The organism is Streptomyces sp. NPDC048441 (genome assembly GCF_043200235.1).
GTDB lineage: Bacteria > Actinomycetota > Actinomycetes > Streptomycetales > Streptomycetaceae > Streptomyces.
This window is the reverse complement of sequence record NZ_JBICXM010000021.1, coordinates 55,014-80,778: the sequence shown is the minus strand read 5'-3', so window position 1 is coordinate 80,778 and position 25,765 is coordinate 55,014. Positions and strand designations below refer to the sequence as shown.

Below are 25,765 nucleotides of genomic sequence, written 5' to 3'. Positions count from 1 at the left end.
CTTGTGCGGTCTCAGACGGCGACCGGCGCCGTGTCCTTGGGGGTGACGTCCCGGCCGGTGATGGCGAGGAACGTGTCCTGGAGCGAGGCGTCGATCGAGCCTCCGTGCCGGAGCTTGAGCGCGCTCGGGGTGCCCTCGGCGACCACGACGCCCTTGTCGACGACGACCAGGCGGTCACAGAGCGCGTCGGCCTCGTCGAGGTAGTGCGTGGTGAGGACGACGGTGGTGCCGTGGTCGTCGCGCAGCCGCCGCACGAGCGCCCACAGGTCGGCCCTGCTGCCCGGGTCGAGTCCCGTGGTCGGTTCGTCGAGGAAGAGCACATCGGGCCGGTGCATGAGGCCCATGGCGATGTCGAGCCGCCGCCGCTGGCCGCCGGTGAGGGTCGCGCACTTGCGGTCGATGAGGTCGGCGAGGCCCAGGTCGGCGGCCAACTCCTCGGCGCGGGCTGCTGCCTGAGGTTTTGTCAGGCGGTAGAGGCGCCCCTGGGTGACCAGTTCCTCGCGCACGGAGATGTTGAGGTCGACGCCGCCCGACTGGGCGACGTACCCGATCTTGCGCCGTACACCCGCCGGGTCGCGGGCCAGGTCGCAGCCCGCGACGGTGGCGGCGCCGCCGGTGGGTGCGAGCAGCGTGGTGAGCATACGCAGCGTCGTCGTCTTGCCCGCGCCGTTCGGCCCGAGGAAGCCGAGGATCTCGCCGGGGGCGACGGTCAGGTCGATGCCGCGCACGGCCTCCACCGGCCCGCTCTTGGTCTGGAAGGTCCGGGCGAGCCCGGCGGTGCTGATGATTGCCATGGCGACTACAAAAACAGAGTCCCTTAAATTTTGCAATTGCCCCAAGTTTTCAGTTGCCCTGGCGAGTGGCCTTAGGGTGGGGGCATGGCTGAAGGTCTCAGGGAGCGCAAGAAGCGGCAGACCAAGCAGCGGATCTCGGACATCGCGACGGGGCTCTTCCTGGAGCACGGCTTCGTCACGGTGACCGTCGCGGAGGTCGCGGAAGCCGCTGACGTCTCCGTGAACACCGTCTACAACTACTTCCCGGCAAAGGAGGACCTCTTCCTCGACCGCGGCGAGGCCGTCGTCGACCGGCTCTCCGGCTATGTACGCGGCCGCCGCCCGGGGGAGTCCGCCGCTGCCGCCGTCCTGCGTGCGCTGCGTTCGGACGTGGAGGGCGTCTCGCCCCACATCGGCCTCTTTCCTGGCTGGGCCGACTTCATGAAGGTCATCACCGCGGCCCACCCCCTGCGCTCCCGGCTCTGGGAGATCCAGCAGCAGGCACTCGGCCACCTCACGAAGACCCTCGCCGATGAGGCGAAGGCGGCCGAGGGCGACCCCATGCCCGGACTGATCGCGGGTCAGCTCTCCTGGGTCCACAGCACGCTCATGGCCTGGATCGGCGACGAGATGACCAAGTGCCGCAAACCTGCCGAGGTGTCCCGCGACGCCCTCGCGCTGCTCGACGAGATGGAGGACCTGCTCGGCGAAAAGGTCCTCAACTACGCGGTGCGCGACGCCGAATGAGGCGTACCAGTGTGATGTCCGTCATCTGAGACGTGACGCGTGTTACTTCACGGCCACACTCGCGCTCACGACCGCTAATGTCCGCCGGAAGGGCTTACGTAAACAGCGTGTAAGCCAGGCGTGATAAGCGGTAGGGGAGTCGGAACAGTGGCACGGAAGCTCGCCGTCATCGGAGCCGGACTCATGGGGTCCGGTATTGCTCAGGTCTCCGCACAGGCGGGCTGGGACGTCGTCCTGCGCGACGTCACCGATGCGGCCCTCACTCGTGGCACCGACGGCATCAAGGCGTCGTACGACAAGTTCGTGAGCAAGGGAAAGCTGACCGCCGAGGACGCCGACGCGGCGCTCGGACGCATCACGACGAGCACCGACATGGACGCCGTCGCCGACGCGGACATCGTCGTCGAGGCTGTCTTCGAGAAGCTCGAGGTCAAGCACGAGATCTTCCGTACGCTCGACAAGCTCGTGCGCGACGACGCCATCCTCGCGTCGAACACCTCCGCCATCCCGATCACGAAGATCGCGGCCGTGACGGAGCGTCCGGAGCGCGTCGTGGGCGCGCACTTCTTCTCGCCGGTGCCGATGATGCAGCTGTGCGAACTGGTGCGCGGCTACAAGACCAGCGACGAAACCCTCGCCCGTACGCGTGAGTTCGCCGAGTCCGTCGGCAAGACCTGCATCGTCGTGAACCGCGACGTCGCGGGCTTTGTGACGACCCGTCTGATCTCGGCGCTCGTCGTCGAGGCCGCCAAGCTGTACGAGTCGGGCGTCGCCACCGCCGAGGACATCGACATCGCCTGCAAGCTCGGCTTCGGGCACGCCATGGGCCCGCTCGCCACCGCCGACCTGACGGGCGTCGACATCCTGCTGCACGCCACCAGCAACATCTACACGGAGTCCCAGGACGAGAAGTTCGCACCGCCCGAGCTGATGCGCCGGATGGTTGACGCCGGTGACATCGGCCGCAAGAGCGGGCAGGGCTTCTACAAGCACTGACGTCCCCACCTCCCTCGCGGGGTCACCCCTGGGAGTGAATTGGGTATCGGTTCGCTTACAGACGGCAACTTCCTTGCCCATGCGGCAGTCAGTTGCAGTGACATACGCAGACGCCTTACGGAACAGACGTCACAGCAAACTCAGCATTCTCGGGGAGCGCATATGCACATCAGGGGCGACCAGGCCCAGCTGGTCGTCGGGGGACGCCTCGACGTACGCAGCGCGGCGGACGCCCGAACGGTCCTGCACACGGCCGTCGACGACGGAGCCGGCGACCTGGTGCTCGACCTGTCCGAACTCGACTCGTGGGACGCCACGGGACTCGGCGTCATCATGGGCGCGCACCGGCGCGCGGGACGGTGCGGACGCAGGCTCGTGCTGCGCAGTGTGCCGCCCCAGATGCAGCGCCTCCTGGTGGCCACCCGGCTGCACCGGATCCTTGCCATCGAAGGTGGCATCGGAGTGGAATCGCTGCCCCGCGTTTGAATCGCACCTCGCGCACAATCCTCACGAGACTGTGACGTCTCGGACGACGCGGTACCCCGCCCGTTCGTAGATACTGAGTGAAGGTCTAGTGTTCGGTCGCCCACCGTCATGACGAAGACAGACGCCCGAGCGGGGGCACCGGACCAGAAGCGACAGCGCAGTGTGCACAAGGCCGGAGGGGGCTGTGTACACGACGCATCTGGGGGGCTTTGACCATGGACCCGATGAACCGGGGACCGGAAGAGTACGGCCATGACGGCATCAACGACGATGATTCGGCGCGCCGCTCAAGGCCGCCACGCGATCCTCTGACACCCGACTTCGGGCAGCCCGCACCCACGCTCGCCCGCACCGTTCAGCTGGTCTCGGGCGACTTCCTGCTCACCGTGAACCCCGTCGACGGCAGTGAGATCGAACCCTGCCCGCCGGGCGAGCGGCCCGCACGCCCCGTCAAGCGCACCGCCGCCGAGCGCGCCGAGCTGCGCCGGGCATCGGTGCCGCCCGCGCCGCCGGGACCCGTGCTGCCCCGGCTGCCGCTCCTCGAGCGGCAGGAGGAGCGCGAGCGGCTCGTGCGCCTGCTCGCACGCGGGCGCTCGGTGCGGCTCACCGGTCCCGCGGGCTCGGGGCGCACGGCGCTCCTGAACGCCGTGGCGGAGGACTGCGCGGACCTCGCACCGGACGGCGTCATCCGGCTCTCCGGGTATCACAGGACGCCCGCCGACCTGCTCCAGGATCTCTTCGGCGCGGTCTACAACGCGCCGCTGCACCGCCCCGACCGCACCCTGCTCTTCGAACTCGTCCACGAGATCGGCGCGGTCGTCGTCCTCGACGACCTGGAGTTCGGCGCCGCCGCTCTCGAGGAGCTGCTCGACGCCACACCCGAGTGCGCCTTCCTGATCTCCGCGACACCCGACGTCGCGGCGCCGTCCCCCGATTCGCACCTCGAAGAGGTCTTCCTCGGCGGTCTCGGCCGCAGCGGCGGCCTCGAGCTCCTCGAGCGCGCCGTGGGCCGCGTCCTGACGGACGACGAGGCAGGCTGGGCCGGCGACCTGTGGTTCGAGTCGGAGGGGCTTCCCCTGCGCTTCGTCCAGGCGGGCGCCCTGCTCCGGCAGTGCGACCAGCTGCGCGCCGACCCGAACGCCTTCGACGAGTACGGCTACTTCGCGGAAGGACCGGTCGACGCGCCCTTCGACGCCGAGGGCCACGACGTGCCGCTGCCCTCGCTCGCCGACGGCGCGGCCCCCGCGGTCCTGCTCGCGTCCCGCCTCAGCCCGTCGGCCCGCGCCACGCTGCGCTTTGCCGTCGCGCTCGGCGGTGAACTGCCGCACCAGGCGCATCTGCCCGCCCTCGTGGGGGACACCCACGCGGACGCGGCCCTCGCCGAGCTGGTCTCCACCGCGCTCGTCACGGCGGTCGGCTCGCACTACAGGCTCGCCGCCGGCGTCCGTACGCAGCTGGAGGCATCCGGGTACGCGGACGACATCGCCGAGCGCGCCCAGAGCGCCGCCCAGCACTACGCCTGGTGGGCCGGGCACCCCTCGGTCGGCCCTGAGCGGGTCGCGGCCGAGGCGGACGCTGTGCTCGCCGCGCTGAGCGCCCTGGTCGCGGGTCAGTCCGGGGCAGGGACGCCCGCCGGTGCTTCCGCCGGTGCGCCCGCCGGTGCGCCCGCCGGAGCTTCCGCGGGCGGCGAGGAGAGCGCCGCCGTGCTGCTGGCCCGCACCATCGCGCCCGCCTTCGCGGGAGGCCTCGAATGGGGCGCCTGGGAGCGTGCCCTGCGCTCCGGCCAGGAGGCGGCGCGGACCGCGGGCGAGGTCGCCGAAGAGGCGTACTTCCACCATGAGCTCGGCATCCTCGCGCTCTGCGGCGGACAGCTCGACCGGGCCCGCGTCGAGCTCGAGGCCTCCATCGGCCTGCGCGGCGCGCTCGCCGACAAGCGGGGCATGATCGCGGGCCGCAGGGCACTCGCCCTGGTGGCCGACCGCTCGGGCGGCGCGCTGCCCGGCTCGTCCGCTGCGGCGACCGCGGGCGCGGGCGAAGAGGTGCCCGACGCGCGCTACGAGGAGTCGGCATCGCCCCCCGGCGGCGTACCGGCGGCGTTCGCGCTGCCCGCGCCGCCGCCCCCGGAGCCCGAGACGCTGGTCACCCGCAAGGCCACGCCGGTCGGCGTGGGCCCCGCGCCGACCCGCCGTTCCATCGTGAGCGGCACCCGGCGCAATCTGGTGGCGGCGGGCGCGGGAGCCTTGCTTGCCGCCGTGCTCGGCACCGTGGTGACCCTCGGCGCGACCTCGGACAACAACGACAACCCGCCGGACAAGGTCAAGACGGAGCAGTCGGCGAGCGAGGACCAGGACGACGACGGCCTGACCGCCGACAAGCCCGCCAAGGACTCGACGAGCCGCCCGGACGACGGCGGCACGAGCACCACCCCCAGCACCGAGGACAGCGCGACGCCGAGCGGGAGCGGCTCACCGTCGGACGAGCCGAGCGACAGCGGAAAACCGTCGGACGGCACGACGAAGCCCCCGACGACGAAGCCGCCCACGACGAAGCCCCCGACTACCAAACCGCCCACGACGAAGCCGCCGACCACGAAGCCGCCCACGACGAAGCCGCCGACGACTCCACCGCCGACCACTCTGCCGCCGACGACGGCCCCGGCCACGCCGGCGTCCCCGGACAACTCGAACTCGGCGAGCGGCTCCGCGAGCAGCACGGCTCCGGCTGCCTGACGCACATACGAAAGAGAGGGCCGGGTCCACCAGGACCCGGCCCTCTCTTTCGTGCAATTCCGTACAACAAGAACCCTTGGTGCGGGAACTCCTAGAAGAGCCGCAGCTTGTCGTCCTCGATGCCGCGCATCGCGTTGTAGTCGAGGACGGTGCAGCCGATGCCGCGGTCCGTGGCGAGCACGCGTGCCTGCGGTTTGATCTCCTGGGCGGCGAAGATGCCCTTGACGGGCGCCAGGTGCGGGTCGCGGTTCAACAGCTCGAGATAGCGGGTCAGTTGCTCGACGCCGTCGATCTCGCCGCGCCGCTTGATCTCGACGGCGACGGTCTGCCCGTCGGCGTCGCGGCAGAGGATGTCCACCGGGCCGATCGCCGTCATGTACTCGCGGCGGATGAGTGAGTAGCCGTCGCCGAGCACCTCGATCCGGTCGGCGAGCAGCTCCTGAAGGTGCGCTTCCACGCCGTCCTTGATGAGGCCGGGGTCGACGCCCAGCTCGTGCGAGGAGTCGTGAAGGATCTCTTCCATCGTGATGATGAGCTTCTCGCCCGCCTTGTTCACGACGGTCCAGACGCCCGCTTCGTCCCCCGACCCCTCCTTCAAGGTGCAGGGCGGGGACATCCAGTTGAGGGGTTTGTAGGCCCGGTCGTCCGCGTGGATCGAGACACTGCCGTCCGCCTTCACAAGGATCAGGCGGGGGGCCGACGGGAGATGGGCTGTGAGCCTGCCCGCGTAATCCACGGAGCATCGGGCAATGACGAGACGCATGGGGCGCAACGCTACTCGACCACAGGTGGTCCACGCGATTTCTCCGTCGATGGACCTGTTCGAACCTGGCCGGTTGTGTGCCCAATCTCCTGGTGCGGGGCCGGTCCGGTGCTTACCGTATAAGCAGGAGGTCGTCATGCGTGCACGCTGCGTGTGCGGTTTCCTTCCCTGTCCGTAAGCCCCCGCTCCCCGGGGGTGCGAGAGGAGAACCCATGTCGCTCGACGTCTCACCGGCGCTGTTGGAACAGGCCGAGCGAGGCGAGGTGGACGAAGCGGAATTCGTCGACTGCGTCCGGACCTCCCTGCCCTACGCATGGGAGATGGTCAGCTCCCTGGTGGCCCAGTTGAAGGTTGACGGCGGAGAGTTCGCCGACAACCAGACGCCGCCTCCCAACGAGCAGGCGCGTGGCCAGCTGCTGCGCGCGCTCGCGAGTGACGCGATTCGCGGGGCTCTGCAGCGGCATTTCGGGGTGCGCCTGGCATTCCAGAACTGCCACCGCGTGGCGGTGTTCCCGCTGGACGCGTCCGTGGACGACCGGCTTGCCCGCTTCACCTCGATCCGGGGCCAGCTGCTCAACCAGTCGCCCGAACTGCGGGACTGCTGACGGTTGTTGCTGCCGCTCCGTACGCGGGAGGTGTTCTAGTACCGGAGCGGCAGCTCCCAGCCTCAGCGGCTCAGCCCAGCTGAGGCAGCACCTCGGCGCCCAGCCTTCGTACGTTCTCCTCCGTCGTCGCGAGGTCGCCGGAGCCCTCGACCAGCAGCGCGAAGCGGGTGATCCCCGTGCGCTCCGAGGTGGCCGCGATCCGGTCCGCGCACACCTGGGGAGTGCCCACCGGGTGCAGCTTGCAGAGCAGTTCCGTGTACGCGAGCGGGTCCCGCATCGCCCGCTTCCGGCCGTCGACCGTGACGTGCGCGTCGAGCCCCTGCTTCAGCCAGCCCGGCATCGCCTTCTCCAGCGTCTCCGCCGCTTCCAGGCGCCGGTCCGCGATCTGAGCGACCCCCGCGGAGACGTGCGCGGCGCGGTGGACCTCCTCCGGCGTACGCCCTGCGGCGCGCGCGTGCCTCTGCCACAACGCCACCATTTCGGCCTTCTCCTCGTCGCCGACGTGCATACCGAGCAGCATCGGCAGACCACGCTCGGCAGCGAGCCGCACACTGGCCGGTGAGGTGCAGGCGACGATCACTTCAGGCCCTTCCGCACCAGGTCCCTCCGTACCAGGCCCTTCCGCACCAGGACCGCCCACGCCGGCCAGCGCCTCCTGCGGGCGTGGCACCACGGCGACCTCGCGGAAGGGGAAGCGGTCCGTTTCGCTCGCGACCCGGGGCTCGCTCAGCCACCGCAGGAGCAGATCGAGAGAGTCGGGGAAGCCTTTCTCGTACGCGGCGAGACCTGATCCGAAGACCTCCAGGTCCACCCACGGCCCGCCGCGCCCCACGCCGAGCGAGAAGCGCCCGCCGGACGTCAGATGCAGCAGCGCGGCCTGCTCGCCGAGGGCGACGGGATGCACGGTCGGCAGGACGCTCACGGCGGTGCCGACGCGCATGTGCCGCGTACGCCCGAGAAGGAGCGCTGCGAGGGTCACGGCGGACGGACACGTGCCGTACGGCACGAAATGGTGCTCGGCGAGCCAGACCGTGTCCAGACCCGCTTCCTCGGCCACCTCGGCGGACCGCACCGCACGATGCAGCGCCTCCCCCTGCCCCTGCCCCGGGAACTGGGCGGCCAGAACAAAACTACCTACACGCATCGCACTCCTGCCTCCTTGGCGCCGACGCAGGCACTCCCCCTACGGGCAACAACGCGTGACACGTGCCAAAGGCACGGCTTGGCATGAAGATTGACAGATTTTCTGCGCAATGCGGGGGGAGGCCTGTGGGGGTTGGTGAAAGGCGGGTCCCCGCGCATGTGCCGCGTACGCTGGACGCACCCCCTGGTCCCCGTACATCCCGTGAGGTGTTCCGTGTCCCCGCGTCGCAACCGCCCGAAGGGCGCCGGAGAAGACAGTCCGCGCACGGACGCGGAACCGGCGGGCCGCTACGGCGGCCTCCAGTCCACCGAGAGCTGGCGGGGCGAGGAGTGGAGCCTGCGGCACGTCGCGGGCGCGAGCGCGGCGGGCAAGACCTACCGCTGCCCCGGCTGCGACCAGGAGATCCCGTCCGGCGTCGCCCACGTGGTGGCCTGGCCCGAGCACTCGGGCGTGGACGAGCGCAGGCACTGGCACAAGGCGTGCTGGAACGCGAAGGACCGCCGCACCACGCGGGTGCAGCGGTCCCGAAACGCGCCCAGGTACTAGGCAGGGCCTGTCCGGCGGACGGTTACACGTCGCGCTTCTCCAGGAGCGCGAAGGCTCCGGCGATCGCGGCGACCGTCACCCCGACGAGCAGCCACAGCTGCGAGGTGCCGCTGCCGGTGCCGTCCATCTCGAAGATCTTGGCCAGGGAGTTGATGGCGTTGTAGTCCATCATCTTCTCGCCCACCGGCCGTGTGCCCTCCGAGATCATCAGGAACACCGGCAGGATCGCGGGCACGAGGACCACGCCGAGCATCGCCGTGATCGCGCCCGCCGAGTGGCGCAGCATCGATCCTGCGGCGAGCGCGAGGACGCCCAGGAGCGAGACGTAGAGCCCGCCCTTGAGGACCGTGCCCGACCAGCCCACGTCGCCGGCGTCGGGGCCGCTGTGCATCCCCGACGTCATCAGGCCCACCAGGAAGATGGAGCCCGCGGCGACGACGAAGGCGAGCACGAAGAAGATCAGGATCTTGGCGGCGAGGACGCGGTAGCGCTGCGGCGATGCCGTGAACGTCGTACGGATCATGCCCGTGCCGTACTCGGACGACGTCACCAGGACGCCGAGCGTGATCAGGCAGATCTGGCCGAGTACGAGACCGAAGAACGCCGGGATCGTGAACGGCACATCCGCGTAGTCCCGGTCCTGCGTCTGCCCGGCGACGAGCACGCCGATGCCGACGACCAGGAGGAAGAAGACGCCGAGGGTCCACATCGTCGAGCGGACCGACTTGATCTTCGTCCACTCGGAGGCGAGTGCGTTGCCGATGTGGGTCTTCTTGACCGGGATCGGCGAGGTGTAGGCGTTGTTGACGGCCTGCTGCCAGGCGGAGGGCGGCGCGGGGGCGGCCGGCGGGGGAGCCATCGGGGCGCCCTGCGGCATTCCCGGCGGCGTTCCCTGCGGCATCGGGGCGCCTGCCTGTGCGTACGCCTGCTGGGGCTGCGCCTGCGGCTGCGGAGTCGGAGGCGTGGTCATCGCTGGTCCTCGCTGTTGCGCTTGGTCATCTCAGGAGCGGAGGCGGCAGCCTGCGGGGCGGCGGCCGCGTACGGGTTCGGCGCGTTCTGCGGGGCACCCTGGGGCGCGCCCTGCGGCATCGCGAACGGCTGGCCGCCCTGCTGGGGCGGCGGCGGCGCGTACCACCCGGGCTGGCCCTGTCCGGCCACCGGCATGGGCTGCTGCGGCATCGCACCCGGCGGGACCTGCTGTACGGGCTGTTGCAGGCCCGCGCGCTGGTCGACGGTCGAGCGGTAGTCGACGGCGCCCTGCGTCATCCGCATGTACGCCTCTTCCAGCGAGGCCTGGTGCGGGGAGAGCTCCCAGACGCGGACGTCCGCGCTGTGTGCGAGGTCGCTGATGCGGGGGAGCGGGAGTCCGGTCACGCGCAGTGCGCCGTCCTGCTCGGGCATGACCTGGCCGCCCGCCTCGCTCAGCGCGGCCGAGAGCTTCTCGCGCTGCTGCGGATCGGTGTCCGGCGTACGCACCCGGGCGAAGTCCGCGGAGTTGTGCGAGATGAAGTCCTTGACGCTCATGTCCGCGAGGAGCTGCCCGCGGCCGATCACGATCAGGTGCTCGGCGGTCAGCGCCATCTCACTCATCAGGTGCGAGGAGACGAAGACCGTGCGCCCCTCGGCCGCGAGCGACTTCATCAGGTTCCTCACCCAGAGGATGCCCTCGGGGTCGAGGCCGTTGACCGGCTCGTCGAAGAGCAGCACCTGCGGGTCGCCGAGCAGCGCGGCGGCGATGCCGAGGCGCTGGCCCATGCCGAGCGAGAAGCCCTTGGAGCGCTTCTTCGCCACCTCCTGGAGGCCCACGACGCCGAGCACCTCGTCGACCCGGCGGGCCGGGATGCCGGAGAGCTGCGCGAGGCACAGGAGGTGGTTGCGGGCGTGCCTGCCGCCGTGCACCGCCTTGGCGTCGAGCAGGGCGCCGACCTGACGGGGGGCGTTGGGGAGCTTGCGGTACGGGTAGCCGCCGATCGTCACCTGGCCCGTGGTGGGTTGGTCGAGCCCGAGGATCATGCGCATGGTCGTCGACTTGCCGGAGCCGTTCGGGCCCAGGAAGCCGGTGACCGTGCCGGGTCGCACCTGAAAGGAAAGGTTGTACACGGCTGTCTTGGCGCCGTAGCGCTTCGTCAGGCCGACTGCCTCGATCATTCTCCGCACCCATCGAATGGTTCAGGACGTCGGGGCACACGCCCCCGTAAGGGTTAGGAGGATATCGGGGAGCTGACGGTTCCAGCCAAGAGCGGGTAAAACTATTCGCCTCCGGCAACCGTCAAGGGAAGCCCGGCTGCGGCAGCACCCAGCCTTCGTCGGCGAGGACGCGCGTCCCGAGCTCCCGCGCCGCGGGGTCGGCGGCGGCCTTCCGTACCCAGTCGGCCGGGCCGGGACCGAGAAGCCCCCGCAGCCGCGCGGAACCCCCCAGGAGCGAGGCGAGCAGCGCCGCCTGGTCGCCGTCACCGGGGCGCGGAAGGCCCGTATCCGGATCGGCGAGGACCCCGTAAGAGCTGACATACAGCTGCGCACCGCCGAGCCGCTCGCCGCCCGGCACGACCATCGCGAAGTCGCCGCCCGGAAGCAGCACCCGCCGATAGTTGGGGAACTCCGTCTCGTCGACCGCCCGGAACTGGTCATGATCAAGCCAGCTCACGACGAGGGAGGTTTCGGCGGCCGGGTCGAGGCAAGGGGCCGCCGCCACGTAACCGGCCCGCCCGATGTGCCCCGAGCACCCCACGGCGATCCCGCTCACCCGCACGGGGACCATCGGCACGACGGCGGGGATGCCGCGCCGGATCAGTTTGTACGAGACCTGCGCGGGCGAGGCGTTCGATCCGACGGCGATGACGGGGTGGCGGTGGCCGATGGCCGCCAGGCCGAGCCCGCTCAGCACCTCGTCGAGCGACTGCCCCGCCGCCACGGGCCACTGACCGAGCGGGAGCGGCCGTACGCCGAGCGGGAGAAGCTCAGCACCGCTCAGGAGGGAGGGGCCGGGGACAGGCCGCCCCGGGTAGGCCAGCGGCTGCAAGGCGGGCACGACGTCAAGCCCGAGCGCGGACAGACTCCGGTCTGCGGCATCAGCGCCCCGTAGGGGGCGCGGGGAACGGCGCGACCAGCCCCCACCGGCCCGCAGGTCGTTCAAGGTCCATCACCCACCGCCCCTAGGGATCCACCCCAGCACATCCAGCGAAGCGTCACGCGTCACGCATCCCGCTTCTTCAACAACGCATAACCACCGATCAGCGCAACCACAACCCACACCACCATGATCGCGAGCCCGCCCCAGGGCCCGTACGGAGTGTCATCGTCCAGCGGCGACTTCACCTGCATGATCTTGCTCCCGGCCTGGTCCGGCAGAAAGCGGCCGATCTTCTTCGTCGCCGAGACATTGCCCAGAATGCTGGAGATCAAAAAGAAGAACGGCATCAGGATGCCGAGGGACAGCATCGGACTGCGCAGCATCGTCGCGACACCCATCGAGAACATCACGATGAGCGTCATGTAGAGCCCACCGCCGATCACCGCCCGCAGGACGCCCGGATCGCCGATCGATGCCTTGTGCTCGCCCAGCATCGCCTGCCCCACGAAGAAGGCGATGAAGCTGGTGACGAGGCCGACCACCAGGGTGAGCGCGGTGGCGACCGCGACCTTGCTGACCATGAAGGTGGCGCGCTGGGGGACCGCGGAGAGCGAGGTGCGGATCATGCCGGTGCTGTACTCGTTCGAGACGACGAGCACGCCGAAGACGATCATCGCGAGCTGGCCGAGGCTCATTCCGGCGAAGCTGGTGAAGGTCGGGTCGAAGACCCTGCGGTCCTGGGCGTTGAGGCTGTCGTAGTCGTTCTTCGCCAGAATGCTGATCAGCAGGCCGAGCCCTACGGTGACGACCACGGCGAGACCCAGCGTCCACACGGTCGAAGAGACCGAGCGGATCTTGGTCCACTCCGACTTCAGTACCTGCGCAGCGGCCATCGCTCAGGACCCCTTCTTCTGGTTCGTCCAGCCGTTGCCCCAGCCGCCGTCCTGCCCTGGGGGCGGCGGGGCGGCCCCCGCGCCCTCGTGGTCGGCGTGCGCGTGATACTCCACCGACTCCGCGGTGAGCTGCATGAAGGCCTCTTCGAGTGACGCCTGCTGGGGGCTCAGTTCATGGAGTACGAGCTGATGCCGGGCGGCGAGCTCACCGAGGTCCTCCGAAACGGTGCCGTCGACTTCGAGGGTGCCGTTGCCCGTTTCGACGGCGGTGACGCCCTCCTGGTGCAGCACATCGAGGAGGCGCTCACGCTGCGGCGAGCGCAGTCGGACGTACGACCGTGAGTTCTGCCGGATGAAGTCCGCCATGGAGGTGTCCGCGAGGAGCCGCCCCTGCCCGATGACGACGAGGTGATCGGCCGTCAGCGCCATTTCACTCATCAGGTGGGAGGAGACGAAGACCGTACGGCCCTGCGAGGCGAGGGACTTCATCAGATTCCGGATCCAGTGGATGCCCTCGGGGTCGAGCCCGTTGACCGGCTCGTCGAACATCAGGATCTCGGGGTCGCCGAGGAGCGCACCCGCGATGCCGAGCCGCTGGCCCATGCCGAGCGAGAAGCCCTTGGCCTTCTTCTTGGCGACCTGGGTGAGGCCGACGGTGTCGAGGACCTCATGGACGCGGGCGCGCGGGATGCCGTTGCTCTGCGCGAGGCAGAGGAGGTGATTGAAGGCGCTCCGGCCGCCGTGCATGGCCTTGGCGTCGAGCAGGGCGCCGATGTACGTCAGCGGGTCCTTCAGCTGCGCGTAGCGCTTGCCGTCGATCCGTACGTCCCCCGCCGAGGGGTTGTCGAGCCCGAGCATCATCCGCATCGTCGTGGACTTGCCCGCGCCGTTCGGACCGAGGAAGCCGGTGACGATGCCGGGGTGCACGGTGAAGGTGAGGTTGTTGACGGCCAACTTCTCGCCGTACCGCTTGGTCAGCCCCTCGAGCTCGATCATGCGGCCACGCTAAAACGGGACAGAGCCCCCTGCCACTTGGACAGGGAGCTCTGCGAGCGCCCCCTTCAGGGGCGCGGGGAACTGCGCGCTCAGCCACAACGAGCCCGCAGGTCTCCCAGGCGCTTCAGCGAGTCTGCTGAGCGGGAACCCCGCGAGAGACAGGCTCGTCCTCGGCAGGCGTCCCGGCAGCAGCCACGGCCGCACCCGTGAGCGTGGCCAGCATCTCGCGCACATTGGTGAGCTGAGCGTTGATCGAGTCCCGACGGTTGGTGAGAGCGGCAAGCTCCCGCTCGGACTCCGAGCGAATCCGGTCCGCCTTGGCGTTGGCATCGGCGACGATGTCCTCGGCCTGACGCTGAGCCGTCTCCACGGTCTGACGGGCACGGCGCTCGGCGTCGGTCCGCAGCTTCTCCGCCTCGAGACGCAGCTGCTCGGCCCGGTGCTCGATCTCCGCGAGGCGCTTCTCTGCCTTGGCCTGACGCGAAGCCAGGTCACGCTCCGACTGCTCGCGGCGCTTGGCGAGGTTCGTCTCGAAGTCGGCCGCGGCCTGGGCCGCCTTCGCACGGGTCTCCTCGAAGAGGGCGTCGGCCTCCTCGCGCTTCTGCTGAGCGTCCTTCTGCGCCTCGCTGCGCAGCGTGCCCGCCTCGCCCTTGGCCTTCTCGACGATCCGGACGCCTTCGTCCTCCGCCTTGGCCTTGCGCTCGACGGCGAACGACTCGGCGTCGTTGCGCACCTGCTGGGCCGCCGACTCCGCGAGCTCGCGGTGCTGCTCGGCCGCGCGACGGGCCTCCTCGCGCAGGTCCTTGGCCTCCTCCTCGGCGAGGCGGAGGATCTTCTCGACGCGGGCGCCGAGGCCCGCGTACGACGGCTCGGCGTCGGCTACCTGCGCCTGCGCGTTCTGCGTCTCGAGGTGCAGCTCCTCAATGCGCTTTTCCAGAGCAGTGATACGAGCAAGAGCGCTGTCACGGTCGGAGACGAGCTTGGAGATACGTTCGTCCACCTGCGCGCGGTCGTACCCACGCCGCACAAGCTCGAAGCCGTAGGGGGAAGTGTCGCTCATGGGGTTCCTGTCGAATGAGACCGGTGAGGTGATAGGGGAATCCTAGGGGTCCAAGCGGCGTGTCATCGAGCGGATGCCCGTTTGATCTGGAGAATGACACCCCTTTTGAGTGGCTAACCGCCGGAGCACTTGCCAGGGACAGTGCCGAAGGTCCTTACAAAGCACGGGAGATGTTCTTCTGGCTAGCCCTCGGACGGCTTGCCACCCGATCGAGTCGATCCCGCCGCCGCACCGGCCTTGACGCCACCGTCCTTCGCACCGGCGACCGGTGGCGCCTCAAAAGATTCCAACGCCTCCAGTACCTCCTGGACACGGGAAATCTCGCCGTTGATGTCCTCGCGGCGCCGGACGAGGACTTCGAGTTCGCGTTTGCCCTCGTCAACCGTCCGCTCGGCCTCGGCCTGCGCCTCAGCCCTGACGCGCTCGGCGTCGCGCACCAGCGCGGCCACCTTCGTCTCGGCCTCCTTGAGGAGCGACTCGGCCCTCTTCACCGCGGAGATCCGCACCTTGCCGGCCTCGGAACTCGCGTCCGACACCAGCTCCTTGGCCTGCGCCTCGGCCTCGGCGAGGTGCTCCTCCGCGGCCTTCGTCAGGGCGTCGCAGCGCTCACCGGCGGTCTTCATCGCCTCGGCGGACTCGCGGCGCGCACGCTCGTGCAGCTCCTCGATCTCGGAGGTGAGACGGTCGCGCTGCTCCTCGGAGCGCTCCCTGATGGCGGTCGCGTCCCTGCGGGCGCCGACGAGCAGTTCGTCCGCGTCCGTACGGGCCTTCTCCACCCGGGAGTTGCCGTCGACCGTCGCCTCGGAGACGAGCCGGTCGGCCTCTATGCGGGCCGCGCCGACCATCATGTCGGCCTGCGCCTCCGCGTCCGTGGTGGCCTTGAGAGCCTTCTCCTGGGCGTCCTTCGTCAGCTTGTCGGCCTCGGCCGCCGTCTCCGTGATGAGCGTGTCGACCTGCTCGGCCGCCTCGGAGCGGCGCTTGTTGGCGGCCTGGCGTGCCTCGTCCTGGGTCCGCTCGGCCTCCTCCCGCGCCTGCGAGGTGAGCCGTTCGGCCTCGGCCGCCGCCTCCGCCTTGACGCGCTCGGCGTCGGACCGGATGCGCTCGGCGTGCTGCTGGGCGGAGCCGACCGTCTCGGCGGCGTCCGCGCGCAGCCGCTCGGCGTCGCCCGAAGCGTCCGAGATGAGCTTCTCGGCCTTGGCCACCGACTCCGTGCGCACCCGCTCGGCCTCCGAGGCCGTTTCGGTCTGCAGCCGCTCCGCCTCGCCGCGCGCCTCGCCGATCAACTGGTCGGCCTGGCTCGCCGCGTCGCCGCGGATGCGGTTGGCGTCCTCGCGGGCATCGGCCCGCGTGCGGGATGCGTCCTGCTCGGACGACGCGATCGCGTCCGAAGCCTCCGTACGCGAGCGCTGTGCGTACTCGGAAGCGTCCGAGCGCAGCCGCTCGGCCTCCGCGATCGCCTCCGAAACGGTGCGCTCGGCAAGGGACTTGGCGGCCTCGGCTTCTTCGTTGGCCTCGCGCCTGGCGCGGCCCGCGTCCTCGGTGGCGCGCTCCCGCTCGGCGTACGCGTCGGCGCGGACGCGGTCCGCCTCCTCCTGCGCCTCGGTCCTCGTGCGCTCCGCCGCGTGCTCGGCGGCGCTGCGCAGGCCCGTGATCTCTTCCTGCGCCGTCTCTTGCAGGCCCGACACCGAGTCCCGTACGGACTGGGCGGTCTGCTCGGCGCTGGAGACCATCTCGGTCGCCCTGCGGTCGGCCTCCTCGACGAGGCGCATGGCCTCGGCCTGAGCCTCCTCGACGCGCCTGCGGGCGGCGGCGAGCAGCTCCTCGCTCTGCTCGCGGGCCCGCTCGCGCTCCTGGTCGGCTTCGCCGCGCGCCGAGCTGAGGGTCTCCTCGGCCTCCCGGCGGCGCCTGGCGGCCTCCTCCTGGGCGGCGGACAGGGCCTCTGCTGCCTCCGCGCCCACGCGCTCAGCGGCGGCTGCCGCCTCCGAGCGGAGGCGGTCGGCCGACTCCTGGGCCTCGGTCTTGAGCCGCTCGGCTTCGTTCGCCGCGTCCGAACGCAGCCGCACAGCCACGTTCTCGCCCTCGGCACGCGCCTGCGACGCGTCGGCCGCGGCCTCGGTGCGCAGCCGCTCGGCCTCGGTCTCGGCCTGCGACTGAAGGGTGCGGATGCGCTCGGCGGACTCCGAACGAAGGCGGTCCGTCTCGTCCGACGCCTCCTTGCGGATGCGCTCGGCCTCGCCACGGGCATCGGTCAGCGCCTGCTCGGCGGAGGCGAGGCGCTCCTCGGCCTCCGTGTGCAGGCGCGTCAGCTCGTCGGCGGCCTCGGCCTGACGTGCCGCTATGGCCCGCTCGGTCTCCTCGTGCAGGGCACGTGCGGCGTCCTCGGCCTCGGACTTCGTGGTCTCGGCCTGCTCGGCGGCCTCCTCGCGGTGCCGCTCGGCCTCCGCGCGGGTGCGCGCCAGGGTCTCCTCGGCCTGCTTGCGCAGCGTCGTGGCGCGCTCGATGGCCTCGGTACGGACCCGCTCGCTCTCGGCGGTCGCCGCCGCCTTCAGCTCATCGCCGTCGGCCTTCGCCCTGGCGAGCAGCTCCTCGGCGGACTTGGCCGCCTCCTCGATCTGCTGGACGGCCTCACGCCGGGCCTCACCGCGGATGCGCTCGCCCTCGGCGACCGCGTCCGCCCGCAGTTGCTCGGCCTCGCCGCGCAGGCGGCGCGCCTCCTCCTGCAGCTCGACGGTCTTGGCGCGGTACTCCTTGGTGTCGTCCTTCGCCGTGCCCTTGAGGCCCTCGGCGATGTCGTGCGCCTCGGCGCGCAGCCGGTCCGCCTCGGCCTCGGCCTCGGTGCGGACCCGCTCGGCCTCCTCGGTGGCGGCCTTCGTCGTCTCCTTGGCGTCCTTGGACGCCTTGTCGAGTACGTCCTCCGCGGTGCGGGCGGCCTCGGCGAGCTGGCCCGCGGTCTCCTCGGCCGTGATCGTGCGCGCCTTCTCGGAGGCGTCCTTGATCAGCTGCTCGGCCTCGGCGCGGGCATCGGCGACGAGCTGCTCGGCCTCCGACTTGGTGGCCTCGGCTTCCTTCGTGGCCTCGCCGACCAGGCGGGCGACCTGCTCCTTGGCGGTGCGCGTGCGCTGTTCGTTGGCACCCTCGGCGGCCGAAAGCTGCTTGGACGCGGAGTCCTTCGCCTCGGCGATGACCTTGTCGGCCTCCGCGCGCGCCTCGCGCAGCGCCGTCTCGGCCTCCGCCATGCGCTGCTCGGCGGCCCGGCTCGCCTCGGTGGCCTGGCGGCGCGCCTGCTCGGAATCGGTGGCCGTCGTGGAGCGCAGCTGCTCCGCGTGGTCGGTGGCCTCCTGCGCCTGCGTGGAAGCGGCGTTCAGGAGGCGCTCGGCGTCCGTGCGGGCCCGGCGCAGGATCGACTCCGCCTCGGCGCGGGCGGACTCGGCGTCGCTCGACAGGCGCTGGCGGGCCTCTTCGGCCACGCGCTCGGCCTCGGCGCGGGCGGCGGCCAGGGCCTGGTCCGCCTCGGTGCGTGACTCGTCGAGGAGGCGGCGCGCCTGCTGCTCCGTGCGCGCCCGGAGCTGCTCGGCCCACGCCACGTTCTCGTTGACGTGCGACTCGACGGTCTGCCGGCGCTCGGACAGCTCCTGGTCGAGCTGCTGACGGCGTGACACCGCTTCGGAGTGCAGCTCGGACTGGAGCCTGGACTGCTGCTCGGCGTGCTCCTGGAGGATGCGCTGGGTCTGCGCACGGGCGTCACGCAGCTCGCGCTCGGCGTCCTGGCGGAGCTGGTCGGCCTGGATCTGGGCATTGCGAAGCAACTGCTCGGCCTGATAGCCGATGTCCGCGCCGTCATAGGCAGGGCGGGACGCGAGGTTGCGGCGCGCCTCGTGCAGCTTGGCGCGCAACACCTCGACCTGGTAGCCGAGGTCCTCGGCGTGCTGAACAGCCTTCTCCCGCTCGGTCTTCAGCCGGTCCATCTCGGCCTCGAACCGCGAAAGGTGGTCCGTCTCAACCCGCGAGTCCTCTTGGCGTTCGTAGCCCCGCACTGCGCGGTCCCATCCTTCCCCGAGCTCTCGGCTCCGCTCGAGCAGGGGAAGCCCCACTCTGGTCGCCAGTCTCTCCGTACGAGCCCTGTCCATCCGCCGAACGGGGCCCACGGGGAATGGTGTCAGATCAACAGCAGAGCATGGACTGCTGCCCCGACGCTCGTCCCCCGAAACCCGGACCCCGGCACGCGGTCGCCCAGCGTACGGACGACCGGCCACCCATACTTCGGACGGCCGACCCCAACCCTACCGGCCCAAGTATGCGGAGGTCAGTGCTCCGGGGACTCCTGAGCTGCCGAGGTGACGAGTTCGGTCAGCACGCCGTGACAGTCCTTGGGGTGCAGGAACGTGATGCGGGACCCCATGGACCCGATCCGGGGCTCCTCATAAAGGACACGTACGCCCTCGCCCTTGATGGCAGCGGCGTCGCCGTCCACGTCAGCGGTGCCGAAGGCGATGTGGTGCACACCCTCGCCGTTCTTCGCCAGCCACTTGCCCACGGCGGAGTCGTCGCGGGTGGGTTCGAGGAGCTGCAGGTAGGAAGCCCCGCCGTCACTCGTCTCATTGATCTTGAGCATGGCCTCGCGCACGCCCTGCTCTTCATTGACCTCGGTGTGGAAGACCGTGAAGCCATACGTCTTCCGGTAGAACTCCACAGTTGTGTCGAGGTCGAAACAGGCGATCCCGATGTGGTCGATTCGCGTCAGCATGGTTTAAGTGCAGCCCTTCCACCGGTGATTACGCAACGTGCGCGCGATCACACCGAACGCCCGGTGACGCACGGCGTACCGCTCAGTACATTCAAGTAAACCCTCATTAACTTCTCCTCCCAAGGGGCCGTGGCACATGTCTGGAACGACCGGTACCACCTCAGTGATCGTCGCGGGCGCGCGCACGCCCATGGGCCGCCTGCTCGGCTCCCTCAAGTCCTTCTCCGGCGCGGACCTGGGCGGTTTCGCGATCAAGGCCGCGCTCGACCGGGCTGGGATCGGCGGCGACCAGGTGCAGTACGTGATCATGGGCCAGGTGCTCACCGCCGGGACAGGGCAGATCCCGGCACGCCAGGCCGCCGTCAAGGCGGGCATCCCCATGAACGTCCCCGCACTCACCGTCAACAAGGTGTGTCTCTCCGGGCTCGACGCGATCGCGCTCGCCGACCAGCTGATCCGCGCGGGCGAGTTCGACATCGTCGTCGCCGGTGGCCAGGAATCGATGACGAACGCGCCGCACGTCCTGCCCAAGTCGCGCGAGGGCGTCAAGTACGGCGCCATCGAGATGCTCGACTCCATGGCCCACGACGGCCTGACCGACCCCTTCGAGAACATCGCCATGGGCGAGTCGACGGAGAAGCACAACACCCGCCTGGGCATCGCACGCCCCGAGCAGGACGAGATCGCCGCCCTGTCCCACCAGCGGGCCGCGGCTGCCCAGAAGAACGGCATCTTCGAGGCCGAGATCACCCCGGTCGAGATCCCGCAGCGCAAGGGTGACCCGGTCCTCTTCGCCAAGGACGAGGGCATCCGCGCCGAGACGACCGCGGAGACCCTGGGCAAGCTGCGCCCGGCCTTCACCAAGGACGGCACGATCACGGCGGGCACGGCATCGCAGATCTCCGACGGCGCCGCGGCGGTCGTGGTGATGTCCAAGGCCAAGGCTGAGGAGCTCGGTCTGACGTGGCTCGCGGAGATCGGGGCGCACGGCAACGTGGCGGGCCCGGACAACTCGCTCCAGTCGCAGCCGTCCAACGCGATCCAGCACGCCCTCAAGAAGGAGGGCCTCGGCGTCGAGGACCTCGACCTCATCGAGATCAACGAGGCCTTCGCGGCGGTCACCGTGCAGTCAATGAAGGACCTCGGGGTGTCCTCGGAAAAGGTGAACGTCAACGGCGGCGCCATCGCCCTCGGTCACCCGATCGGGATGTCCGGCGCGCGCGTCGTGCTGCACCTCGCCCTTGAGCTGAAGCGGCGGGGCGGCGGCGTGGGCGCGGCCGCGCTGTGCGGTGGCGGCGGGCAGGGTGACGCGCTGATCGTGAAGGTGGCGAAGGCCTGACGCGTTTCGCGCGCGTGCTTGCTTTCCCTCGCCTTCCTCACGTCTCGGAACGGAGCTGTCAGACATGCAGGACGTCCCCTCCCTGGTGGCGCAGGCCCGCGAGGGCAGGCCGCGGGCCGTGGCCCGGCTGATCACACTGATCGAGGGGGCGTCACCGCAGCTCCGTGAGGTCATGGCGGCGCTTGCTCCGCTGGCGGGCCATGCGTACGTGGTGGGCCTCACGGGATCTCCCGGTGTCGGCAAGTCGACTTCGACGTCGGCGCTCGTCTCCGCGTACCGCAAGGCGGGGAAACGGGTCGGCGTCCTCGCTGTCGACCCGTCCTCCCCCTTCTCCGGGGGCGCGCTGCTCGGCGACCGGGTCCGGATGTCGGAGCACGCGTCCGACCCCGGGGTCTACATCCGCTCGATGGCGACGCGGGGCCACCTCGGTGGCCTCGCGTGGTCGGCCCCGCAGGCGATCCGCGTACTGGACGCGGCGGGCTGCGACGTGATCCTGGTCGAGACGGTCGGAGTGGGCCAGTCCGAGGTGGAGATCGCCTCGCAGGCGGACACGTCGGTGGTGCTGCTCGCCCCCGGCATGGGCGACGGAATCCAGGCGGCGAAGGCCGGAATCCTGGAGATCGGCGATGTGTACGTCGTCAACAAGGCGGACCGGGACGGCGCGGACGCGACCGCGCGCGAACTGAACCACATGCTGGGCCTCGGGGAGTCCCGGGCCGCCGGGGACTGGCGCCCGCCCATCGTGAAGACGGTGGCTGCACGGGGCGAGGGAATCGACGAGGTCGTCGAAGCCCTGGAGAAGCACCGGGCGTGGATGGAGGAGCGGGGCGTCCTCGGGGAGCGTCGTGCGGCGCGGGCGGCCCGCGAGGTGGAGACCATCGCGGTCACGGCTTTGCGGGAGCGCATCGCGGACCTTCACGGGGACGCGCGGCTGTCGGCACTGGCGGAGCGGATCGTGGCGGGGGAGATGGACCCTTACGCGGCGGCGGATGAACTGATCGCGAGCTTGACCTCGGGCGGCTGAGGGGCGAAACCGGCTGAGTCCGCGGCCGCACGAGCCGCCGCTTCGCGGCGTTTTCTCCCGCCCACCCACCCGATTACCCCGGGGCAATCGGGATGGGGGTCCCCCCTGCTCCTTAAGAGCTTGGGGGAGGGCGGGAAAGATCCGCCGCGAAGCGGCGGTTCAGGCGGTAGCCGCGATGTGAGCCGACTGGCGGTTCAGGCGGTAGCCGCGACGTGAGCCGGCCCCGCAGCTCAGGTGCAGTCGCGGCAGCAAACCGCCCCACAGTCCAGAGTCCAGGTGCAGTCGCGGCAGCAAGCGGCCCCGCAGGGATGTCCCTGCGGGGCCGCTTACTGCTGGATGGGACGGGGACCGTCAGTCGTCCGAGCTGTCGTCGTCGGAGACGTCATCGCCGCGGTCCGAGCGGTCAGCGCTCACCTTGCCCGACCGCAGGTCAACCTTCCAGTCGGACTCCGCACCCTTGGCGTTGGACGTCTCCGCCTCCCACGCGCCCGCCGTGCCGTCGTCATCCAGGTCCACAGACGTCACCGTGCCCTTGGCGGCCGCAGCCTTCGCGGCGTCCTCCGCCGTGATGGACGCGCCCTTCAGGGCATCGCCCACACGGCTCGCGTCCCCGTCCTCGTCCCGCTCGGTGTGCGAGCCGAGCACCTTGCCCGTACCCGGGTCCACCTGCACGGAGTGCCACGTGCTGCCCTTGCCGAGAAGGTCGATGTCCCAGACCAGGCCGCCGTTGTCCTCGTCGTCCAGCTCGGCGGAGACCGCCGTACCGGACTGGCTCGCCAGCGCCGCCTTGATCGCGTCGGCGGCCGTCACCTTGGCGGCCTTCACCTCGACGGTGTTCTCCTTGGCGTCGTCACGGTCGCCGTCCTTCAGCTGGACGCTCGACTTCTTGGCGGCGGCATCCGACGACCCGTCGTCGCCGGTGGCGGCAAGCGCTGTCGCCGTGCCGCCCCCGGCCAGGGCGATGGCTGCGACGGTGGCGATGACGATGTTGCGCTTCATGAGGGGTTCCTCCCGAGTCGGTGGCCCGCGGCCGATCAGCCGCTGCCGTTCGCTTTCGACAAGGACCAATCTGGCTGAGCGACCCTGAAGCCACCCTGAAGCCGCCTGAAGAACTCTTCAGCTTTGCTCTGCCACCCTGAGCGCATGCGCCTGTTGATCGTGGAGGACGAAAAGCGGCTCGCCCTGTCGCTGGCCAAGGGCCTGACAGCCGAGGGCTACGCCGTGGACGTCGTGCACGACGGCGTCGACGGACTGCACCGGGCGAGCGAGGGAACGTACGACCTGGTCATCCTCGACATCATGCTGCCCGGCATGAACGGCTACCGCGTCTGCTCCACCCTGCGCGCCGCCGGTCACGACGTGCCGATCCTGATGCTCACCGCCAAGGACGGCGAGTACGACGAGGCGGAGGGGCTCGACACGGGCGCCGACGACTATCTCACCAAGCCCTTCTCGTACGTCGTGCTCGTGGCCCGCGTGAAGGCGCTCCTGCGCCGCCGCGGCAACGGCGGTCCGTCCCCGATCCACACCCTCGGAGACCTCAAGGTCGACACCGCGGCGCGCCGCGTCTTCCGTGGCGGCGATGGCGGCGATGGCGATGAAGTGACGCTCACCGCCAAGGAGTTCGCGGTGTTCGAGCAGCTCGTCCTGCGCGCGGGCGAGGTGGTCTCCAAGGGCGACATCCTGGAACACGTCTGGGACTTCGCCTACGAGGGAGACCCCAACATCGTCGAGGTGTACATCAGCGCACTCCGGCGCAAGCTCGGGGCGCCGCTCATCACGACGGTGCGGGGCGCCGGATACCGCCTGGAGACCCCCCGATGAAGCGCTTCCTCAGCTCCGTACGGGCCAGGGCCGCCCTCGGCGCCACCCTCGTCGTGGCCGTCGCGCTGGTCGCCGCGGGCGCCGCCGTCCTGCTCTCACTGCGCGCGAATCTGACCCACCAGGCGAGCGGCCAGGCCGAGTCCGCCGCCAGCGGGGTAGCCTCGCAGCTCGCCGCGAACACGGCGTACGACCAGCTGGATCTGGACGACGAGGACCATCCGGTCCAGGTTGTCGACGACCACAGACGGCTCGTCGCCGCCAGCGACGACTTGGAGCGCATCAGCGGCACGGGAACCGACGCCGTGAAGCCCCAGCCGAGGTCCACCACACCGCCCAAGGGCGACGACGACGATGACGACGAGAGCGAGGGGGACGCGCTCGAACTCGGGGAGATCTCCGAGGACGCGGCGGACGTCACCACCGGGTCCGCCACCGTCGACGGCGACACGCAGGACTACCGCTTCGCCGCGGTCGACGTGAACGTCGAGAAGAAGGGCGACCTCACCGTCTACGCGGGCGCCTCGCTCGCCGCCCAGGAGAGCGCGGTGTCAACGGCGTTGGCCTCCATGCTCATCGGCTTCCCGCTGCTCCTCGCTGTCATCGCCGGCGTGACCTGGCTGGTGACGCGCCGCGCCCTGCGCCCGGTGGACGCGATCCGCTCCGAGATGGCGGCGATCACGGCGTCCGAGGACCTCGCGCGCCGCGTGCCCGAGCCGGACACACACGACGAGATCGCCCGCCTCGCCACGACCACGAACGAGACGCTCGCCGCGCTACAGGCCTCGGTGGAGCGTCAGCGCCGCTTCGTGGCCGACGCCTCGCACGAACTGCGCAGCCCCATCGCCTCCTTGCGTACGCAGCTCGAAGTGGGCGCGGCCCACCCGGAGTTGCTGGATGTGGACGGTGCGGTCGAGGACACCGTGCGGCTCCAGGAGCTCGCGGCCGACCTGCTTCTGCTGGCCCGCCTGGACGCGGGCGAGAAGCCGGGCGGCGGGCATGTGGACCTGGCGGCCATGGCGCGCGAGGAGCTCTCGCAGCGCACGCGGGACCGTGTCGACGTCCGTATGGATCTGGCGAACGTCGAAGTCACCGGCTCGCGGAGCCAGTTGGCGCGTGTGCTCGGCAACCTCGTGACCAACGCGCAGCGCCACGCTCGCTCGCACGTCACGGTCACCACCCGCGCCGACGGCGCGTGGGCGGTTCTCGAAGTCTCCGACGACGGAGACGGCGTGCCGGAGAATGAACGCGACCGGATCTTCGAGCGCTTCGTCCGCCTTGACGACGCCCGTACGCGTGATGACGGCGGGGCGGGTCTGGGTCTCGCCATCGCTCGCGATGTCGCCGTACGCCACGGCGGGACCCTCACGGTCGAAGAGGCCCCCGGTGGGGGAGCGCTCTTCGAGCTCAGGGTCCCTGCCGCCGCCCGGTGAGGGTCAGGGTTTACTCCGCTGGGCGCGGAGGTGTTCCGCGATCGGGGTCAGGGCCTTGTGGAGTTCGCCGAGCGCCTCGGGTGAGATCAGGTCGACGAAGTGCTGGCGGACCGAGGCCACGTGGTGCGGGGCGACCCGCTGCATGGTCTCCATGCCCTCGTCCGTGAGGACGGTGTAGAGCCCGCGCCGGTCGGACTCGCAGTTCTCCCGGCGGACCAGGCCCGCGTTCTCCATGCGGGTGATCTGATGGGACAGGCGGCTCTTGGACTGCAGTGTGGCGGCCGCGAGATCGCTCATACGCATCCGCTTCTCTTCCGATTCGGAGAGATGCACGAGGATGTCGTAGTCGTTCATGGTCAGGTTGAACGGCTGGAGGTCTTTCTCGAGCTGATATGTCAGCATCCTGTTGACCTCCACGTGGGTGCGCCAGGCGCACTGTTCCTCGTTGGTCAGCCACTGCGGGGCCGTATCGGTCTCCATGGAATCGATTCTACCTAAGAAGTTGAAAGGTGAACGAATGTCGGTGTGTGACACGCGCCTCGCACCCCCGAGATGACAGAGGGGCACAGGCGTTCGCCGTCACACTCCGCAGACTA

At 70.3% G+C, this 25,765-nt stretch carries 23 protein-coding genes; 10 read left to right on the top strand and 13 right to left on the bottom strand.

Annotation, left to right across the window (positions count from 1 at the left end; translation table 11 throughout):
* Window positions 1–11: 11 nt before the first annotated feature.
* A complete protein-coding gene (locus tag ACGFSB_RS35640) occupies window positions 12–794 on the bottom strand; it encodes an ABC transporter ATP-binding protein (protein ID WP_393408225.1) in 783 nt (260 codons plus the stop codon).
* 84 nt (window positions 795–878) lie between these two features.
* Here ACGFSB_RS35640 and ACGFSB_RS35635 point away from each other — a divergent pair, with 84 nt between their 5' ends.
* From ACGFSB_RS35635 to ACGFSB_RS35620, 4 genes are all read left to right on the top strand, one after another.
* Window positions 879–1,520 carry a TetR/AcrR family transcriptional regulator gene (locus ACGFSB_RS35635; protein ID WP_393408222.1) on the top strand — a complete coding sequence of 214 codons (642 nt, stop codon included), beginning with the start codon at window positions 879–881 and terminating at the stop codon, window positions 1,518–1,520.
* Between the two features lie 147 nt (window positions 1,521–1,667).
* Window positions 1,668–2,516 carry a 3-hydroxyacyl-CoA dehydrogenase family protein gene (locus ACGFSB_RS35630; protein WP_393408219.1) on the top strand — a complete coding sequence of 283 codons (849 nt, stop codon included), beginning with the start codon at window positions 1,668–1,670 and terminating at the stop codon, window positions 2,514–2,516.
* A gap of 162 nt (window positions 2,517–2,678) precedes the next feature.
* Window positions 2,679–3,002 (top strand): STAS domain-containing protein, encoded by a 324-nt coding sequence (locus ACGFSB_RS35625; protein ID WP_393408216.1) that lies wholly within the window; start codon window positions 2,679–2,681, stop codon window positions 3,000–3,002.
* A 215-nt stretch (window positions 3,003–3,217) separates the two neighbouring features.
* Complete coding sequence (locus tag ACGFSB_RS35620) at window positions 3,218–5,731, top strand: ATP-binding protein (protein WP_393408213.1); 2,514 nt, start codon at window positions 3,218–3,220, stop codon at window positions 5,729–5,731.
* Between the two features lie 91 nt (window positions 5,732–5,822).
* On the opposite strand, the gene nucS is transcribed toward ACGFSB_RS35620, so the two are convergent.
* On the bottom strand, window positions 5,823–6,494 hold the full coding sequence (gene nucS, locus ACGFSB_RS35615) for an endonuclease NucS (protein ID WP_393408212.1): 672 nt from the start codon (window positions 6,492–6,494) through the stop codon (window positions 5,823–5,825).
* Window positions 6,495–6,706: 212 nt separating this feature from the next.
* Here nucS and ACGFSB_RS35610 point away from each other — a divergent pair, with 212 nt between their 5' ends.
* Window positions 6,707–7,099 carry an SCO5389 family protein gene (locus ACGFSB_RS35610; protein ID WP_393408209.1) on the top strand — a complete coding sequence of 131 codons (393 nt, stop codon included), beginning with the start codon at window positions 6,707–6,709 and terminating at the stop codon, window positions 7,097–7,099.
* Window positions 7,100–7,169: 70 nt separating this feature from the next.
* On the opposite strand, the gene ACGFSB_RS35605 is transcribed toward ACGFSB_RS35610, so the two are convergent.
* Entirely contained in the window at window positions 7,170–8,243 is a 1,074-nt protein-coding gene (locus tag ACGFSB_RS35605; protein ID WP_393408207.1) for an LLM class flavin-dependent oxidoreductase, read from the bottom strand.
* A 213-nt stretch (window positions 8,244–8,456) separates the two neighbouring features.
* Here ACGFSB_RS35605 and ACGFSB_RS35600 point away from each other — a divergent pair, with 213 nt between their 5' ends.
* Window positions 8,457–8,789, top strand: a complete 333-nt coding sequence (locus ACGFSB_RS35600; RefSeq protein ID WP_393408205.1) for an ATP/GTP-binding protein — start codon at window positions 8,457–8,459, stop codon at window positions 8,787–8,789.
* 22 nt (window positions 8,790–8,811) lie between these two features.
* Here ACGFSB_RS35600 and ACGFSB_RS35595 read toward each other — a convergent pair whose 3' ends face one another.
* The 8 genes from ACGFSB_RS35595 to mce form a co-directional block, all read right to left on the bottom strand.
* Window positions 8,812–9,648 carry an ABC transporter permease gene (locus ACGFSB_RS35595; protein ID WP_393408320.1) on the bottom strand — a complete coding sequence of 279 codons (837 nt, stop codon included), beginning with the start codon at window positions 9,646–9,648 and terminating at the stop codon, window positions 8,812–8,814.
* Between the two features lie 107 nt (window positions 9,649–9,755).
* On the bottom strand, window positions 9,756–10,937 hold the full coding sequence (locus ACGFSB_RS35590; protein WP_393408202.1) for an ABC transporter ATP-binding protein: 1,182 nt from the start codon (window positions 10,935–10,937) through the stop codon (window positions 9,756–9,758).
* A gap of 121 nt (window positions 10,938–11,058) precedes the next feature.
* Complete coding sequence (locus ACGFSB_RS35585) at window positions 11,059–11,922, bottom strand: hypothetical protein (protein WP_393408199.1); 864 nt, start codon at window positions 11,920–11,922, stop codon at window positions 11,059–11,061.
* A 59-nt stretch (window positions 11,923–11,981) separates the two neighbouring features.
* Window positions 11,982–12,752 (bottom strand): ABC transporter permease, encoded by a 771-nt coding sequence (locus ACGFSB_RS35580; protein WP_393408196.1) that lies wholly within the window; start codon window positions 12,750–12,752, stop codon window positions 11,982–11,984.
* Between the two features lie 3 nt (window positions 12,753–12,755).
* The gene (locus tag ACGFSB_RS35575; RefSeq protein WP_393408193.1) at window positions 12,756–13,748 is read right to left on the bottom strand and encodes an ABC transporter ATP-binding protein; all 993 of its coding nucleotides are present in this window, start codon (window positions 13,746–13,748) and stop codon (window positions 12,756–12,758) included.
* A gap of 124 nt (window positions 13,749–13,872) precedes the next feature.
* Window positions 13,873–14,808, bottom strand: a complete 936-nt coding sequence (locus ACGFSB_RS35570; protein ID WP_393408191.1) for a cellulose-binding protein — start codon at window positions 14,806–14,808, stop codon at window positions 13,873–13,875.
* A 182-nt stretch (window positions 14,809–14,990) separates the two neighbouring features.
* The gene (gene scy, locus ACGFSB_RS35565; RefSeq protein ID WP_393408188.1) at window positions 14,991–18,842 is read right to left on the bottom strand and encodes a polarized growth protein Scy; all 3,852 of its coding nucleotides are present in this window, start codon (window positions 18,840–18,842) and stop codon (window positions 14,991–14,993) included.
* Between the two features lie 269 nt (window positions 18,843–19,111).
* Window positions 19,112–19,552, bottom strand: a complete 441-nt coding sequence (mce, locus tag ACGFSB_RS35560) for a methylmalonyl-CoA epimerase (protein ID WP_393408186.1) — start codon at window positions 19,550–19,552, stop codon at window positions 19,112–19,114.
* 136 nt (window positions 19,553–19,688) lie between these two features.
* Here mce and ACGFSB_RS35555 point away from each other — a divergent pair, with 136 nt between their 5' ends.
* Window positions 19,689–20,891, top strand: coding sequence for an acetyl-CoA C-acetyltransferase (locus ACGFSB_RS35555; protein WP_393408183.1), 1,203 nt, complete (start codon window positions 19,689–19,691; stop codon window positions 20,889–20,891).
* A gap of 64 nt (window positions 20,892–20,955) precedes the next feature.
* Window positions 20,956–21,915: a methylmalonyl Co-A mutase-associated GTPase MeaB gene (meaB, locus tag ACGFSB_RS35550; RefSeq protein ID WP_393408181.1), complete on the top strand. Its 960-nt coding sequence runs from the start codon at window positions 20,956–20,958 to the stop codon at window positions 21,913–21,915.
* 351 nt (window positions 21,916–22,266) lie between these two features.
* Here meaB and ACGFSB_RS35545 read toward each other — a convergent pair whose 3' ends face one another.
* Complete coding sequence (locus tag ACGFSB_RS35545) at window positions 22,267–22,914, bottom strand: PepSY domain-containing protein (protein ID WP_393408179.1); 648 nt, start codon at window positions 22,912–22,914, stop codon at window positions 22,267–22,269.
* Between the two features lie 144 nt (window positions 22,915–23,058).
* On the opposite strand from ACGFSB_RS35545, the gene ACGFSB_RS35540 reads away from it, so the two are divergent.
* Both ACGFSB_RS35540 and ACGFSB_RS35535 read left to right on the top strand, forming a co-directional pair.
* Window positions 23,059–23,739, top strand: coding sequence for a response regulator transcription factor (locus ACGFSB_RS35540; RefSeq protein ID WP_393408176.1), 681 nt, complete (start codon window positions 23,059–23,061; stop codon window positions 23,737–23,739).
* Window positions 23,736–25,169: a sensor histidine kinase gene (locus ACGFSB_RS35535; protein ID WP_393408173.1), complete on the top strand. Its 1,434-nt coding sequence runs from the start codon at window positions 23,736–23,738 to the stop codon at window positions 25,167–25,169. The genes ACGFSB_RS35540 and ACGFSB_RS35535 overlap by 4 nt, the downstream gene beginning before the upstream one ends.
* A 3-nt stretch (window positions 25,170–25,172) precedes the next feature.
* On the opposite strand, the gene ACGFSB_RS35530 is transcribed toward ACGFSB_RS35535, so the two are convergent.
* Window positions 25,173–25,649, bottom strand: a complete 477-nt coding sequence (locus tag ACGFSB_RS35530; protein WP_393408170.1) for a MarR family winged helix-turn-helix transcriptional regulator — start codon at window positions 25,647–25,649, stop codon at window positions 25,173–25,175.
* Between the last annotated feature and the right edge of the window lie 116 nt (window positions 25,650–25,765).